11 protein-coding genes are annotated in these 13,729 nt (G+C 52.9%); 6 read left to right on the top strand and 5 right to left on the bottom strand.

Annotated features, from left to right (window positions below):
* Window positions 1-148 precede the first annotated feature (148 nt).
* The gene (locus tag ICA20_RS18905; RefSeq protein ID WP_038637962.1) at window positions 149-1,132 is read left to right on the top strand and encodes an AraC family transcriptional regulator; all 984 of its coding nucleotides are present in this window, start codon (window positions 149-151) and stop codon (window positions 1,130-1,132) included.
* A gap of 121 nt (window positions 1,133-1,253) precedes the next feature.
* Window positions 1,254-3,362: a ferrioxamine B receptor FoxA gene (gene foxA, locus ICA20_RS18900; protein ID WP_114140322.1), complete on the top strand. Its 2,109-nt coding sequence runs from the start codon at window positions 1,254-1,256 to the stop codon at window positions 3,360-3,362.
* Window positions 3,363-3,462: 100 nt separating this feature from the next.
* Here foxA and ICA20_RS18895 read toward each other — a convergent pair whose 3' ends face one another.
* The 4 genes from ICA20_RS18895 to ICA20_RS18880 all read right to left on the bottom strand — a co-directional run bounded on the left by ICA20_RS18895 (window position 3,463) and on the right by ICA20_RS18880 (window position 7,559).
* Entirely contained in the window at window positions 3,463-3,972 is a 510-nt protein-coding gene (locus ICA20_RS18895; RefSeq protein WP_038637968.1) for a hypothetical protein, read from the bottom strand.
* Between the two features lie 171 nt (window positions 3,973-4,143).
* The gene (locus tag ICA20_RS18890) at window positions 4,144-5,238 is read right to left on the bottom strand and encodes a 4Fe-4S binding protein (RefSeq protein WP_038637970.1); all 1,095 of its coding nucleotides are present in this window, start codon (window positions 5,236-5,238) and stop codon (window positions 4,144-4,146) included.
* Window positions 5,239-5,458: 220 nt separating this feature from the next.
* Entirely contained in the window at window positions 5,459-6,847 is a 1,389-nt protein-coding gene (locus ICA20_RS18885; protein ID WP_038637972.1) for a diguanylate cyclase, read from the bottom strand.
* 79 nt (window positions 6,848-6,926) lie between these two features.
* A complete protein-coding gene (locus tag ICA20_RS18880; protein ID WP_038637976.1) occupies window positions 6,927-7,559 on the bottom strand; it encodes a LysE family transporter in 633 nt (210 codons plus the stop codon).
* A gap of 339 nt (window positions 7,560-7,898) precedes the next feature.
* Here ICA20_RS18880 and yahO point away from each other — a divergent pair, with 339 nt between their 5' ends.
* The gene (yahO, locus tag ICA20_RS18875) at window positions 7,899-8,174 is read left to right on the top strand and encodes a DUF1471 family periplasmic protein YahO (RefSeq protein WP_006685820.1); all 276 of its coding nucleotides are present in this window, start codon (window positions 7,899-7,901) and stop codon (window positions 8,172-8,174) included.
* Window positions 8,175-8,206: 32 nt separating this feature from the next.
* Here yahO and prpR read toward each other — a convergent pair whose 3' ends face one another.
* On the bottom strand, window positions 8,207-9,817 hold the full coding sequence (gene prpR, locus ICA20_RS18870) for a propionate catabolism operon regulatory protein PrpR (RefSeq protein WP_038637977.1): 1,611 nt from the start codon (window positions 9,815-9,817) through the stop codon (window positions 8,207-8,209).
* A gap of 251 nt (window positions 9,818-10,068) precedes the next feature.
* Here prpR and prpB point away from each other — a divergent pair, with 251 nt between their 5' ends.
* The 3 genes from prpB to ICA20_RS18855 all read left to right on the top strand — a co-directional run bounded on the left by prpB (window position 10,069) and on the right by ICA20_RS18855 (window position 13,689).
* Complete coding sequence (prpB, locus tag ICA20_RS18865; RefSeq protein ID WP_038637980.1) at window positions 10,069-10,950, top strand: methylisocitrate lyase; 882 nt, start codon at window positions 10,069-10,071, stop codon at window positions 10,948-10,950.
* Between the two features lie 80 nt (window positions 10,951-11,030).
* Window positions 11,031-12,200: a 2-methylcitrate synthase gene (gene prpC, locus ICA20_RS18860; protein WP_038637983.1), complete on the top strand. Its 1,170-nt coding sequence runs from the start codon at window positions 11,031-11,033 to the stop codon at window positions 12,198-12,200.
* A gap of 37 nt (window positions 12,201-12,237) precedes the next feature.
* Window positions 12,238-13,689 (top strand): bifunctional 2-methylcitrate dehydratase/aconitate hydratase, encoded by a 1,452-nt coding sequence (locus tag ICA20_RS18855; RefSeq protein ID WP_038637986.1) that lies wholly within the window; start codon window positions 12,238-12,240, stop codon window positions 13,687-13,689.
* Window positions 13,690-13,729 lie beyond the last annotated feature (40 nt).

Here is a 13,729-nt window from a genome sequence, read left to right as displayed (position 1 = left end):
TTCAGTCTGATGAGATGGCTGGTTGTCGGGAGACAGTGCTTTAACCATATTGATAATAATTCTCATTATTATTGTTGTGTCGCGCAGGGAATGGTAATGTTGCTCCTGACCAAAAACTGTTAATCCCATTTTCTGTGCAGAAGACAGCATGAACAACACCACCACTCTGAATGCCTCCAGACGCGTAGCGCGTACTTTTTCCGTCAGCGAGTTTATGGATTTTGGTGAGCGTTATGGGATCGACTATTGCTTTCCCCTGCTGGCGCACAAGCCGGATTTGCCGTCCGCTAGCCCTGTGCTGCAAGGTGAAATTGAGGAGATGACGCTCCCCTGCGGGATGTGCGTGACGCACTCTGATGTACAGGTGTTGCAACCCTATGAAACCACCTCCCGCCACAGCAGTCCCTTGTATATGCTGGTGGTACTGGAAGGCTGCGTGATCCTCTCGTTTAACGGCCAGGAACACGTGGTGCGTTCCGGCATGGCGTTTAGCTCACGCCTGAGCGAGCACCAGACGATGCGCGCCCGCCATCATGCCGACTGCAAACTGCGAACCTTATCGCTCGGTCTGTATCCCGACGGCGCGTGGCGCACGGGGCTGCTCGAATCGTTGATGCGTGAGTGGGAAAGATGCCAGACGCCGACGCTTATTTGGCAGGTACCGGGATTTTTACTCAGCGGCCTGGAGTATGCGCAGCAGAGCGCGCTGAGCAATGTTTCTCGCCAGTTGATGCTGGAAGGGCTGATATTGCAACTGTTCGGCCATGGCCTCAGCGTATGCCAGGTCGAGAGCGGCAAACGCCTCGCCGCCAGCGGGGAACAGCAGCGGCTGGAAGTCGTTCGTCGCCTGTTGGAACAGAATCCCGAGAATGATCACACGCTCAATGAACTGGCGCAACGCGCGGCAATGAGTCCCAGTAGTCTGCGTAGCAAGTTTCGCGCAGCCTATGGCTGTTCGGTCTTTGATTACCTGCGCGATTGCCGCCTGGAACGCGCGCGCGGTTATTTACTGGAAGGATACAGCGTACAGCAGGCTGCCTGGATGTCGGGATATCAGCACGCCACCAACTTCTCTACTGCCTTTCGTCGTCGTTACGGTTTTTCGCCAGGCGATATGCTCAAGCTTTGCTAATCCATTTTTGCGTTTTGCGCACGTTGCTGGCAGACAATTTGGCACTGCGCATAGGTAATCTGGCATCCGGCATAGCTATCTCCGTCAGCAAAAAGGTAATAATTCTCACTTACAATTAGAAATGCCTTTGGAGATACTCATGTTCGCGAAGACTCGGTTGGCGCTGTTGGTAGGATGGGTGACCGGCAGCGTGGCTTTTCCTCTGCTGGCGCAGGAAACAACAAAAAACGATACGGTCGTTGTCACCTCGCAAATGCAGAGCGGGGCCACGAAGCTTGCCACGCCGGATATTGAAACCCCGCAATCGGTATCCATCATTACCCGCGAACAGTTTGAAGAGCAGGGCGCAACCAGCGTGCGTCAGGCCGTTAGCTATACGCCGGGGGTATACAGCAATCAGATTGGCGCCTCCAACCGCTTTGACTACATTGTGCTGCGCGGCTTCTCCGATGGCAGCCTGGACAACGTCTATCTCGATGGTCTAAAGATGATGGGCGACACCAACTCACACAGCTCGCTGGTGGTCGATCCGTGGTTCCTTGAAGATATCGAAGTGGTGCGCGGCCCGGCTTCCGTGCTGTATGGCCGTTCCTCTCCGGGCGGTATTGTGGCACTGACGTCGCGTAAACCGTCGTTTGACGCGGGTGGGGAAGTTAAGCTGTTTGCCGGCAACAATAACCAGCGCGGCGCGGCGTTTGACGTCACCGGAGCGCTGGATGATAACGATCGTGTGGCGGCGCGCCTGAGCGGAATGACGCGTTACGCGGACTCGCAGTTTGGCCCATTAAAAGAAGAGCGTTACGCGCTGATGCCCAGCCTGACCTGGCGCATCACCGACCAGACGCGTCTGGATCTGATGGCCTATCTGCATCGCGACCCGGAAGGCGGTAGCCACTCCGGTCTGCCTTATGACGGCACCGTGGTTCCGCATTACGGGCAAAAGATCTCTAACACCTTTTACGAAGGTGAGGATGATTACGACAAATACGATCGCCGTGAAAACATGGTGGGCTACAATATTGAGCACATGTTTGATAGCGGCTGGTCGGTGCGGCAAAAGCTGCGCTATCTGCATACCGACGTTGAACTGAACCAAGTGTATGCGGCGGGCTGGTTGAACGAAACCGAGCTTAATCGCGGCTATTCCGGCTCTGATGAAAAAATGTCGGCGATTACGCTGGATAATCAGCTCGACGGCAGCTTTGATACCTGGCAGGTCAACCATCGTCTGCTGGTGGGCATTGATTATCAGGATCGCAGCAACAATACCACCGGCTACTACGGCGCATTCCCGCCGATCGACGCTTTTAACCCGGTGTATGGCGCGAAGCCGGATTATATCGACATGTATGCGCGTGAGAAGCACAAGCTGCGCCAGACGGGCTACTATTTGCAGGATCAGATGTCATGGGATCGTTGGCGTATTACGCTCGGCGGTCGCTACGATCAGGTCAGCGTGTCTAATATTGATAAGATCAACGATACCCGCAGCGATCTGGATAAAAACAACTTTAGTACCCGCGCCGCATTGCTCTATTTGTTCGATAACGGCTTTGCGCCGTACGTGAGTTATTCCACCGCCTTTACGCCAACCAGCTTTGCCGATGAGAATGGCAATCTGCTGGAGCCGATGAAAGGCAAGCAGTGGGAAGCGGGGCTGAAATATGAGCCGGAAGGGCTTAACAGTCAGTTCAGCGCGTCGGTGTTCCGCATTAATCAAACCAATATCGCCACCAAAGAAGAGCCGACCGATCCGTACCGCTCGATTGGGGAAATTGAATCTGAAGGGGTGGAGCTGGAGGCGATTAGTCAACTGACGGACAGCTTCCGACTGCAGGCGGCATATACCTACACCGACATCCGCTACAAGAAAAGCAGTGCGGAGGAGCAGGGCAAGCGTGCCGTGTATGCACCACGGAACCAGGCCAGCACCTGGCTGAGCTACGATGTGAAAAGCGGCCCGCTGGATGGTCTGACGCTTGGCTCGGGCGTGCGATATGTCAACGGAATCACCAGCGATCGTCTGAATACGCACACCCTGCCATCTTATACGTTGGTGGATATGGCGATTGGCTACGATTTAACAAATATCGGTATTAAGGGACTGAGTGCTCAGTTGAACGTCAACAACCTGACCGATAAACGCTACGTTGCGGCCTGTAATTCGCTCTCATACTGCTACTTCGGCGCTGAGCGCAGCATTGTCGGCAGCGTATCCTGGAAATTCTGATGCTTTAGCCGGATGGCGGCGCTGGCACCTTATCCGGCCTACTGTAGTGTGTAAATTGTAGGCCTGATAAGCGCAGCGCATCAGGCCTAGTGGGTTGCGGCTATTGCGTAAAACCGTTTTGCATACAAATCTGCGCGCTGGTTCTCAGAGTGAAGGCGATTTTGTCTGGGTACTGGCTGTAATAGTTATGCTCTTCTTCCAGCCCTTTCGCCTGCGCCAGACGTACCGTTTCCAGTGAGCAGGTACGGTAGATCAGATCTTTATTCATATTGATCTGCTTCTCGCGCTGTTTGTCCGCAGACAGCGCCAGCCAGCTCTCTGACAGCGAGTAATCGTAGACTACCCGATTCCCTTTCGCCTGCACGTTCTCAATGGTAATGAATTGGTCGATTTTCAGTCTCGGCTGCCCACGCATTTTTTTCTTATCTTCTGCTGCGGCATATTGGGCCAGGGTATTAATATCCATACTGGCTATCTTCTGTTTATAAGTCTCGACATAGGCGGCGGGTTGCTGATAATGCTGAGCGTAAGCATTTCTTAATTCCCCGTCGCTCATCGTACAACCCGCCAGAAACAGAGGTAATAGCAGTGCCAGTTTTATTTTAGTCATAATGCTGTCCCGTTTATTATTGGATGTAGTCGCCCATAACATAATAGAAAATGAATGATCACAGGAGATAGTTAAGGTTGTATAAACCGGTGCGCGAAGGCACAAGTTCAATAGTCTTAAAATGGCGGAACAGGCGGGAAACCCTGCCAGAATTGGCAGGGTTATTAAAAATTAATGGCCGATCATTTTAGCCTTCGGGATCAGCTGGAAATACATGTGATCGGGCACCGGCGTATCCCAGACATTGGCATAAACCGCATAGCCAATGGTGGCAAAAAGGATACCCAGCACCAGGATAGTCATGACAACGCCTGACAATGCCGTTTGCCGCCATAACGATTTGCCGTTTCCTTGTTCCCCCGCAGGGGTGTGCAGTGAAAAGCTCAGCGTAGAGGCCACCGGGCAGGATTCAACGCAGGTCATACAGCCGGTACATTCCACGGTACGCACCTGAATCAGTCGATCGACCGGGATAGTAGACGGGCAGTTTTTCGCACATTTACCGCAGTCAATGCAACTGTCTGGATTACGCCGGATTTTAAACGGCGAGAGCAGTGAAAACAGGCCAAGCAGTGCGCCATAAGGGCACAGATAACGGCACCAGGCATTGCGAATAAACACGCTCAGGACGCTGATAATTATCAGGAAAATAAGCGTGGCGGAGCCGATATGACGAAAGAAATCGAGCATCTTCACGTCAATCATCATGCCATAGGCCGACATCAGAAAGTACTGGATTCCCTGGGCGGGCATCGACAGAGCGATATACAGAAAGAATCCCAACAGCAGATACTTCAGACTGAGCAGTGGGATATCCAGCCAGCGCGGCAGCGTGAAGTTGCGACCCAATACTTTTTTTCCCAGAGTACCAAGCAGTTCGGAAAGCGTGCCAACCGGACATAGCCACGAACAGAAGGCTTTTTTTAACAACAAGCTAATCAGGATAAACGCAACTAACAGCAGCATGGAGGCGGCATGGATGGGCGGGAGAAAACCGGTCTCCAGCGTGTAGCGGATATTCATCAAACCCGCGATAGGCAGCCACCCCTCAATACCGCCGGGTCTTGGAATATAGACGCTGGTACCGGCAGTTTCAAAATAGCGGACCCAATAATAAAACGTCACGCCAATATAGATATTGCTGGCCAGCAGGAGAAACTGGGTGGCTTTTCGCCAGGTACTGGCGTTACGCCAGTCATTCCACGGCAATTTGCCTCCGGTCGTGCCTGGGCGGCGCTGCCAGCGCGTGCTCTTTTTCCCGTTCATGGTTTTACACTATCCCTCATATTTCCCCTCCCGCATTCAGAAGGCGTCATCATCGGGATATGCTAGCGCTATTCAGATTTGGTGTATTTGATTTGCATCTTATTAAGTGGCTGTTATTTTTATAGCGCCAATAGGCCTGAATAAAAATAACAGCCCGATACTTATCGCAGGTCAGATAAATACCCTTAACGGGGTATTTATTTATCCGTGGGAAAATAGGTTATTCCTGAAATATCTCTACGCGGTCGCGGCCATTACTTTTCGCCAGGTACAGCGCCCGATCGGCTTTATCAACCAACTGCTTGTAGTCAGGATGGTAGTCATATTCGGCGATGCCAATACTGACGGTGACAGAAAATACTTCTGTCGCTGAGGCCGCCATGCGCATCTCGGCAATTTTCATACGCAGCGTTTCGAGGATAATACTGGCCTGAGACTGATCTGACTCGACAAGCAGTATCATAAATTCTTCACCACCGTAGCGGAACACGTAATCGCTGCTGCGAATATGATCATAAATAACCGCTGCGACGTTTTTGAGCGTCATATCACCGGTGTTATGCCCGTAGTTGTCGTTAATTTGCTTAAAGTAGTCGATATCCAGCATCGCCAGGGTAAAGGGCTTCCGGGTATGTAACGCCAGCGAGATCTCACGGCGCATAATGGTCGGGATAAAGCGTCGGTTAAGTAATTGAGTCAATGAGTCTTTACCATTTTCCTGCTTCACCAGCGCGTCGAACATTGAGGCGAGCAGGAAATGGATTTTTGCCGAGAGCTGGCGTACATCCTGCAACAAGCTCATCCGTTCAGGCTCTGTCGCCTGATGCTGATGCGACAGCGTGGTTGTCAGGCGGTTGTCGATTTCCGCAATCAGCGACTCCATTTCTTTCAGCAGATTGCTGTTGCCCAGAATGTATTTTCCCTTATGCGCGAACCACATACCAAAATCAGAATTCGCCAAAAGGACCAGCTCACCGAAAGGCATTCCGGTGGCGATGTTATAGATAAACTGATTTTCCCAGTCGGTAAATGAACGTATTTGCCGCTCGCGTTCGACGTTGACGTCATCGTAAATGGTCTGCAGGCGATACTGTTCCTGGGTATGCAGTGAGTTTTGATAGCTGGGGGAATAGGAGACGGTCATGGCCTCCAGGGCGGTATCCATTGCCAGACTGCTGAAACAGATGGCATCGCTCAGCAGGGCGGGCGAGTATTCCGCTTTCTTTTTCAGGACCCGATACAATTCATCTTTCAGCTTGCGCGCGCCGCGATTAACCAGATCGATAGGCAGCCCGATGCGGGCATGCACCACGCCAATTTTGCGCTGTTTTGCCAGCAGTTGTGAGAGGTCTTCATTCGCGCTACCAAGTACGCTGCGTAGCCAGTCAAACATACTGCCGCTGAGACGGGTGCTGACCTGTTCTGTATTAAGGAACAATGCGCTCTCCGCATGGGAGAGCATATAGTCATAAAAAACGCTCACTAAATGGCGGATCTCTTCGTCGCTTAATGATGTCAGGATCGTATGAACTTCAGGGGATGTTTGACGTAACAACGCCTGCCATTCTGTAAGGAGTAATGTGTCGTTTACCGGAGCAACCTGTTCCATCTCACTGCCACTCAAAATGCGATTTAAAATTCAGGCGGTATTACGGACAATTACGTCACGATGGTCAAGTTAAACTCGCTTAACGATGGCTGATACCTTCATAAATAAGCCTGAGCGCGAAAACGCCGATAATGGCGCCTATCACCCGGCTGGCAACCCGCTGGATTCGACCATACGCACGGCGTACGGCGGGCAAAGAAAACGCCTGGCTGAGAAAAATACGCCAGATAACGGAAGACAACACAATACCTGCCCAGGCCATGAGCCTCGCCCACGTAGGCGTTTCTGCGCTGAGGGTGACGGAGAAGATACTAATAAAAAACAGAACGGTTTGCGGATTAGATAAATCCGTTAATAACCCGCGGCGGAAAAATACATACCAGGGGGCGGAAATCGGCTGCTGTAACGTTGGCATTTGCGGTGTAGCCTGATGGCGAACACTATTCCAGGCAAACCATAGCAAGTAGGCGCCGCCGACAATTTTAATCAGTGAAAATATCTCTTCGCATTGGGTAATCAGCGTCGCCATGCCAAAGAGCCCGAGGCCGGAGTAGAACGCATCGCCTAAGGCCACGCCCAGACCGGTCATCACCCCTGCGCGTCGTCCTGACGCCAGGCTGGTTTGCACCACCACGAACAGGTTCGCGCCGGGATTAAAAAAGGTTAAAACAAACAGGCTGATGGTAAGTACGACGGCGTGTAAAGGTTCCATAAACAACGATTCCATTAGTAAGAGCGGGCCTGGGGCATGCTTAGACTGCTAACACTATAATTTTAGCGCGCTCGTCATTCTGCGTATTTACTCACACTGTATTGTGAAATTGCGCCTAAATTTGCCAATAGCGTCTACGCCTGGTTTCTGTAACCCAACTGCGCCGGATAATGCCGCGGCGTGGGATCTTCTGTTATACGCGATACGCAAAATATCTTTATATTTCCGCCAGCTCTGGATCTTTTTTGGGGCCTGAACTACTTATTAATCATCCTTGACTCGCATGGCGAATGTTCAGGGGGCGATGATGGCATATATAACAAAACCTGGAGCTTTTATATGAAAACTGGAATTAAAGTACTTATTGGTGCGTTAGCTTTTGTTGTGTCCAACGCGTATGCCGCGGAATTTATGACGAAGGTTGAGTTTGAAAAGGTTGAGTCGCAATATACCAAAATCGGTGATATTTCAACAAGTAATGAAGTATCAGCCGCTGATGCGAAAGAAGACCTTCTGAAGAAAGCCGAAGAGAAAGGTGCAGATGTGGTGGTATTAACCTCCGGCCAAACGGACAATAAAATCCACGGTACAGCCAATATTTACAAGAAAAAATAATGCGCAGTACTGAAAGATAACATACCCGCCAGTCATTGCACTGGCGGGTTTTCTTTTAGCCTGCGCCAGAACGTAGTTCTGCTGATACCGAGATATCGCGCAGCCGCGGTTTTATCGCCATTGAATTGCGCCAGCACCTGCTGCGGCGTCAGTGATGAAGTGACCTGCGGTGGGGCAGCAACAGCGGCCAGTTCAGGTAATAGCTGCTGTAGAAATTGTACGTTCAGCGCCGGCTGCGGTTCGACGCTTAAAAACAGCGCCAGACGCTCCATCATATTGCGTAACTCGCGGATATTTCCCGGCCAGCCATAATTGAGCAGCGTAGGCTGGCTCAGGGCTAATCCCTTACGCACGGGTTCAGAAAACGGTACATCCAGTTCTGCCAGCGACTGTTTTAAAAAGCCTTCCGCCAGCGGCAGAATATCGGGCAGCCGCTCGCGTAGCGGCGGCAGTTTGAGGCGCAGAATGCTCAGGCGGTAAAACAGATCGGTACGAAATTCTCCCTGTTTCATCTCTTGTTCCAGGTTGCAGTGCGTGGCGCTAATCACCCGTACATCGACCGGAATCGGCTGATGTCCCCCGACCCGGGTGACCTCTTTTTCTTCCAGCACGCGCAATAACCGGGTTTGTAACGGTAGCGGCATTTCGCCTATCTCATCAAGAAACAGCGTCCCGCCGTGGGCAATTTCAAACAGGCCCGCGCGTCCTCCCCGGCGGGAGCCGGTAAACGCGCCATCTTCATAGCCGAACAGCTCCGCTTCCAACAATGATTCGGTGATGGCACCACAGTTGACGGCAACAAACGGCGGCGAAGGTTTTCCTCGCCGATTCTCCTGACGTGTGAAATATTCACGATGAATAGCCTGCGCCGCCAGCTCTTTGCCTGTGCCGGTTTCACCCTGAATCAGCACCGGCGCACGCGAACGGGCGTAGAGCATAATGGTGTGCCGCACCTGTTCCATTTGCGCAGAGTGACCGCGCATATCTCCCAGCGCATAGCGGGTGCGCAGCATATCGCCAGAGGCGTATTGCCCGTTTCTGCGCAGCGTCAGACGGGTCATATCCAGCGCGTCGACAAAAGCCTGACGCACGGTGGCCGCCGAATAGATAAAAATGCCGGTCATGCCCGCTTCTTCCGCCAAATCGGTAATCAACCCCGCGCCGACCACCGCCTGGGTGCCGTTGGCCTTCAGCTCATTGATTTGTCCACGGGCATCTTCTTCGGTGATATAGCTGCGCTGTTCAAGCTGCAAATTGAAGGTTTTTTGAAAGGCGATTAGCGCGGGGATGGTTTCCTGATAGGTAATGACGCCAATCGACGAGGTCAGTTTTCCCGCTTTCGCCAGCGCCTGGAGTACGTCAAATCCGCTGGGTTTAATCAGGATCACTGGAATCGATAAACGGCTTTTCAGATACGCGCCGTTGGAGCCTGCCGCAATGATGGCATCGCAACGCTCGGTGGCCAGCTTCTTACGGATATAGGCCACCGCTTTTTCGAAACCCAGCTGAATAGGGGTAATGGTCGCCAGGTGGTCGAACTCCAGACTGATGTCGCGAAACAGTTCGAACAGGCGCGTGACCGAAACCGTCCAGATAACCGGTTTGTCATCGTTCACTCGCGGCGGAAGATGCGTATCAGCCATAAGCAACCCAAAAAGTAAGGAACCGAGTATAAGGGTTTAGTTGTGTTTCATAAATGTTGCAATGAAACATTCAAGTCAGTTTCATGAAACGATAGCTGACACGCTTTTGTACATAAAAAATGCAGGTGCTAAATGTAATCCATTGTTTTAAAGATGAAAAATGGAATTTGCACAAAAGTTACGGTCTTTGGCATATCCCTTGCTTTAGGTAAATCAACAAATGGTAACAAGTTGATAACAAGAGGACGGATATGTCTCTACACTCTCCAGGGCTGGCGTTTCGCGCCGCGCTCAGCAAAGAAAACCCATTACAAATCGTCGGCACCATCAACGCCAATCACGCTCTGCTGGCTCAGCGTGCCGGGTATCAGGCGATTTATCTCTCTGGCGGCGGCGTTGCGGCGGGGTCGTTGGGTCTGCCGGATCTCGGTATTTCTACCCTTGATGATGTACTGACCGATATTCGTCGTATCACTGATGTTTGCCCGCTGCCATTGCTGGTGGATGCGGATATTGGTTTTGGATCGTCGGCGTTCAACGTGGCGCGTACCGTGAAGTCGATGATTAAAGCCGGGGCCGCCGCGCTGCATATTGAAGATCAGATCGGCGCCAAGCGTTGCGGGCATCGTCCGAACAAGGCGATCGTCTCTAAAGAAGAGATGGTCGACAGGATCCGCGCCGCCGTGGATGCCCGCACCGATCCCAACTTTGTGATTATGGCGCGCACCGATGCATTGGCGGTGGAAGGGTTAGAGGCGGCTATCGATCGTGCCCAGGCGTATGTCGAAGCGGGGGCTGACATGCTGTTCCCGGAAGCCATTACCGAGCTGGCGATGTACCGCCAGTTTGCTGATGCGGTGCAGGTTCCGATCCTCGCTAACATTACCGAATTTGGCGCCACGCCGCTGTTCACTACCGATGAACTGCGTAGCGCGAACGTCGCCATGGCCCTGTATCCGCTGTCTGCTTTCCGCGCCATGAACCGTGCGGCTGAACGGGTCTACAACGTGCTGCGCCAGGAAGGCACGCAAAAGAGCGTGATCGACATTATGCAGACGCGCAACGAACTGTACGAAAGCATCAACTACTACCAGTTCGAAGAGAAACTCGACGCGCTGTACACAAAAAAGTAACCGTCGTAGGCCGGATAAGGCGAAGCCGCCATCCGGCAATAAATTTGTACCCTACATATTATAAAAATGACGAGGATAACATGAGCGACACAACAATCCTGCAAAACAACACGCATGTCATTAAACCTAAAAAATCGGTTGCGCTGTCAGGCGTCGCCGCCGGAAATACCGCGTTATGCACCGTGGGTAAAAGCGGTAATGACCTGCATTATCGCGGCTACGATATTCTCGACCTGGCGCAGCAGTGCGAATTTGAAGAAGTCGCGCACCTGCTGATCCACGGGAAATTACCTACCCGCGACGAGCTCACCGCCTATAAAAGCAAACTTAAAGCGCTGCGCGGCTTACCCGCAAACGTGCGCACCGTGCTGGAAGCGCTGCCTGCCGCATCCCACCCGATGGATGTGATGCGCACCGGCGTCTCCGCGCTGGGCTGTACGCTACCGGAAAAAGAGGGACATACCGTTTCCGGCGCGCGCGATATTGCCGACAAGCTGCTGGCGTCCCTCAGTTCGATCCTTTTGTACTGGTATCACTACAGCCATAACGGCGAGCGCATTCAGCCGGAAACGGACGATGATTCCATTGGCGGGCACTTCCTGCATCTGCTGCATGGCGAAAAACCGTCGCAAAGCTGGGAAAAGGCGATGCACATTTCACTGGTGCTGTATGCCGAGCACGAATTCAACGCGTCCACCTTCACCAGTCGTGTGATTGCGGGAACCGGCTCCGATATGTATTCCGCGATTATCGGCGCGATTGGCGCGCTGCGTGGGCCGAAACACGGCGGGGCGAATGAAGTTTCGCTGGAGATCCAGCAGCGTTATGAAACGCCGGATGAAGCCGAAGCGGATATCCGCAAACGCGTGGAAAATAAAGAAGTGGTGATTGGGTTTGGTCACCCGGTTTACACCATTGCCGACCCGCGCCATCAGGTGATTAAACGCGTGGCGAAACAGCTTTCTCAGGAAGGCGGTTCGCTGAAAATGTACAACATCGCCGACCGTCTGGAAGAGGTGATGTGGGAAACCAAAAAGATGTTCCCTAACCTCGACTGGTTCTCGGCGGTCTCCTACAACATGATGGGCGTCCCGACCGAAATGTTCACTCCGCTGTTTGTTATCGCCCGCGTGACCGGCTGGGCGGCGCACATCATCGAACAGCGCCAGGACAACAAAATTATCCGACCCTCCGCCAACTACACCGGCCCGGAAGATCGCGTATTTGTACCGATCGAAAAGCGTTGCTAATTAAAACCTCTAAATATAAAAACAGGAGTTGTACCCTATGTCCGCACATATTTCGAACGTTCGCCCAGACTTTGACCGTGAAATCGTTGATATCGTTGATTACGTTATGAATTACGAGATCACCTCAAAGGTGGCGTACGACACCGCGCATTATTGCCTGCTCGACACCCTTGGCTGTGGCCTGGAAGCGCTGGAATATCCGGCCTGTAAAAAACTGTTAGGACCGGTGGTGCCGGGGACCGTAGTGCCGAACGGCGTTCGCGTACCGGGCACCCAGTTCCAGCTTGATCCGGTGCAGGCGGCGTTTAATATCGGCGCGATGATTCGCTGGCTGGACTTCAACGACACATGGCTGGCCGCGGAATGGGGCCATCCTTCCGATAACCTCGGCGGCATTCTGGCGACTGCTGACTGGCTGTCACGCAACGCGGTGGCGGCGGGGAAAGCGCCGTTGACCATGAAAAAAGTGCTGACCGGGATGATCAAAGCCCATGAAATTCAGGGCTGTATCGCGCTGGAAAACTCCTTTAACCGCGTTGGATTGGATCACGTTCTGTTGGTAAAAGTCGCCTCCACGGCGGTGGTCGCGGAGATGCTTGGGCTGAGCCGGGAGGAAATCCTCAACGCCGTTTCGCTGGCGTGGGTCGACGGCCAGTCGCTGCGTACCTATCGTCATGCGCCAAATACCGGCACGCGTAAATCCTGGGCGGCAGGCGATGCGACCTCCCGCGCGGTACGTCTGGCGTTGATGGCAAAAACGGGCGAGATGGGATACCCGTCTGCGCTGACGGCGAAAACCTGGGGCTTTTATGACGTCTCCTTCAAAGGGGAATCGTTCCGCTTCCAGCGTCCATACGGCTCTTACGTGATGGAAAACGTGCTGTTTAAAATCTCCTTCCCGGCTGAGTTCCACTCGCAGACTGCGGTAGAAGCGGCAATGACGCTGTATGAGCAACTGCAGGCCGCGGGTAAAACGGCGGCGGATATCGAAAAGGTGACCATTCGCACCCACGAAGCCTGTATCCGCATCATCGATAAAAAAGGCCCACTGGATAACCCGGCGGATCGCGATCACTGCATCCAGTATATGGTCGCCATCCCGCTGCTGTTTGGGCGTTTAACCGCGGCAGATTACGAAGACGGCGTGGCGCAGGACAAACGCATTGATGCCCTGCGCGAGAAGATCACCTGCTTCGAAGATCCGGCCTTTTCCGCCGATTATCACGACCCGGAAAAACGCGCCATTGCTAACGCCATCACTCTCGAGTTCACCGACGGTTCACGTTTTGAAGAAGTGGTGGTGGAGTACCCAATCGGTCATGCGCGCCGTCGCCACGACGGTATGCCGAAGTTGGTCGAGAAGTTCAAAATCAACCTGGCGCGTCAGTTCCCGACCCGTCAGCAGCAGCGCATTCTGGATGTCTCCCTGGACAGAGCCCGCCTGGAGCAGATGCCGGTCAATGAGTATATGGACCTTTATGTAATCTAAACCTGCGTGCGGCAAGGCGTAAGTTCAACAGGAGAGCATT

It is taken from the genome of Citrobacter sp. C5_2, from assembly GCF_014596845.2.
In the GTDB taxonomy this organism is placed as follows: domain Bacteria; phylum Pseudomonadota; class Gammaproteobacteria; order Enterobacterales; family Enterobacteriaceae; genus Citrobacter; species Citrobacter werkmanii.
Note: the sequence above shows the minus strand (reverse complement) of the source record. Positions and strands in the feature narration are given on the sequence as shown.

Coding starts and splice junctions, on each gene's coding strand:
- ICA20_RS18905 (WP_038637962.1), top strand. CDS start 149: ATGAACAACACCACCACTCTGAATGCCTCCAGACGCGTAGCGCGTACT.
- foxA (WP_114140322.1), top strand. CDS start 1,254: ATGCCTTTGGAGATACTCATGTTCGCGAAGACTCGGTTGGCGCTGTTG.
- ICA20_RS18895 (WP_038637968.1), bottom strand. CDS start 3,972: ATGACTAAAATAAAACTGGCACTGCTATTACCTCTGTTTCTGGCGGGT.
- ICA20_RS18890 (WP_038637970.1), bottom strand. CDS start 5,238: ATGAACGGGAAAAAGAGCACGCGCTGGCAGCGCCGCCCAGGCACGACC.
- ICA20_RS18885 (WP_038637972.1), bottom strand. CDS start 6,847: ATGGAACAGGTTGCTCCGGTAAACGACACATTACTCCTTACAGAATGG.
- ICA20_RS18880 (WP_038637976.1), bottom strand. CDS start 7,559: ATGGAACCTTTACACGCCGTCGTACTTACCATCAGCCTGTTTGTTTTA.
- yahO (WP_006685820.1), top strand. CDS start 7,899: ATGAAAACTGGAATTAAAGTACTTATTGGTGCGTTAGCTTTTGTTGTG.
- prpR (WP_038637977.1), bottom strand. CDS start 9,817: ATGGCTGATACGCATCTTCCGCCGCGAGTGAACGATGACAAACCGGTT.
- prpB (WP_038637980.1), top strand. CDS start 10,069: ATGTCTCTACACTCTCCAGGGCTGGCGTTTCGCGCCGCGCTCAGCAAA.
- prpC (WP_038637983.1), top strand. CDS start 11,031: ATGAGCGACACAACAATCCTGCAAAACAACACGCATGTCATTAAACCT.
- ICA20_RS18855 (WP_038637986.1), top strand. CDS start 12,238: ATGTCCGCACATATTTCGAACGTTCGCCCAGACTTTGACCGTGAAATC.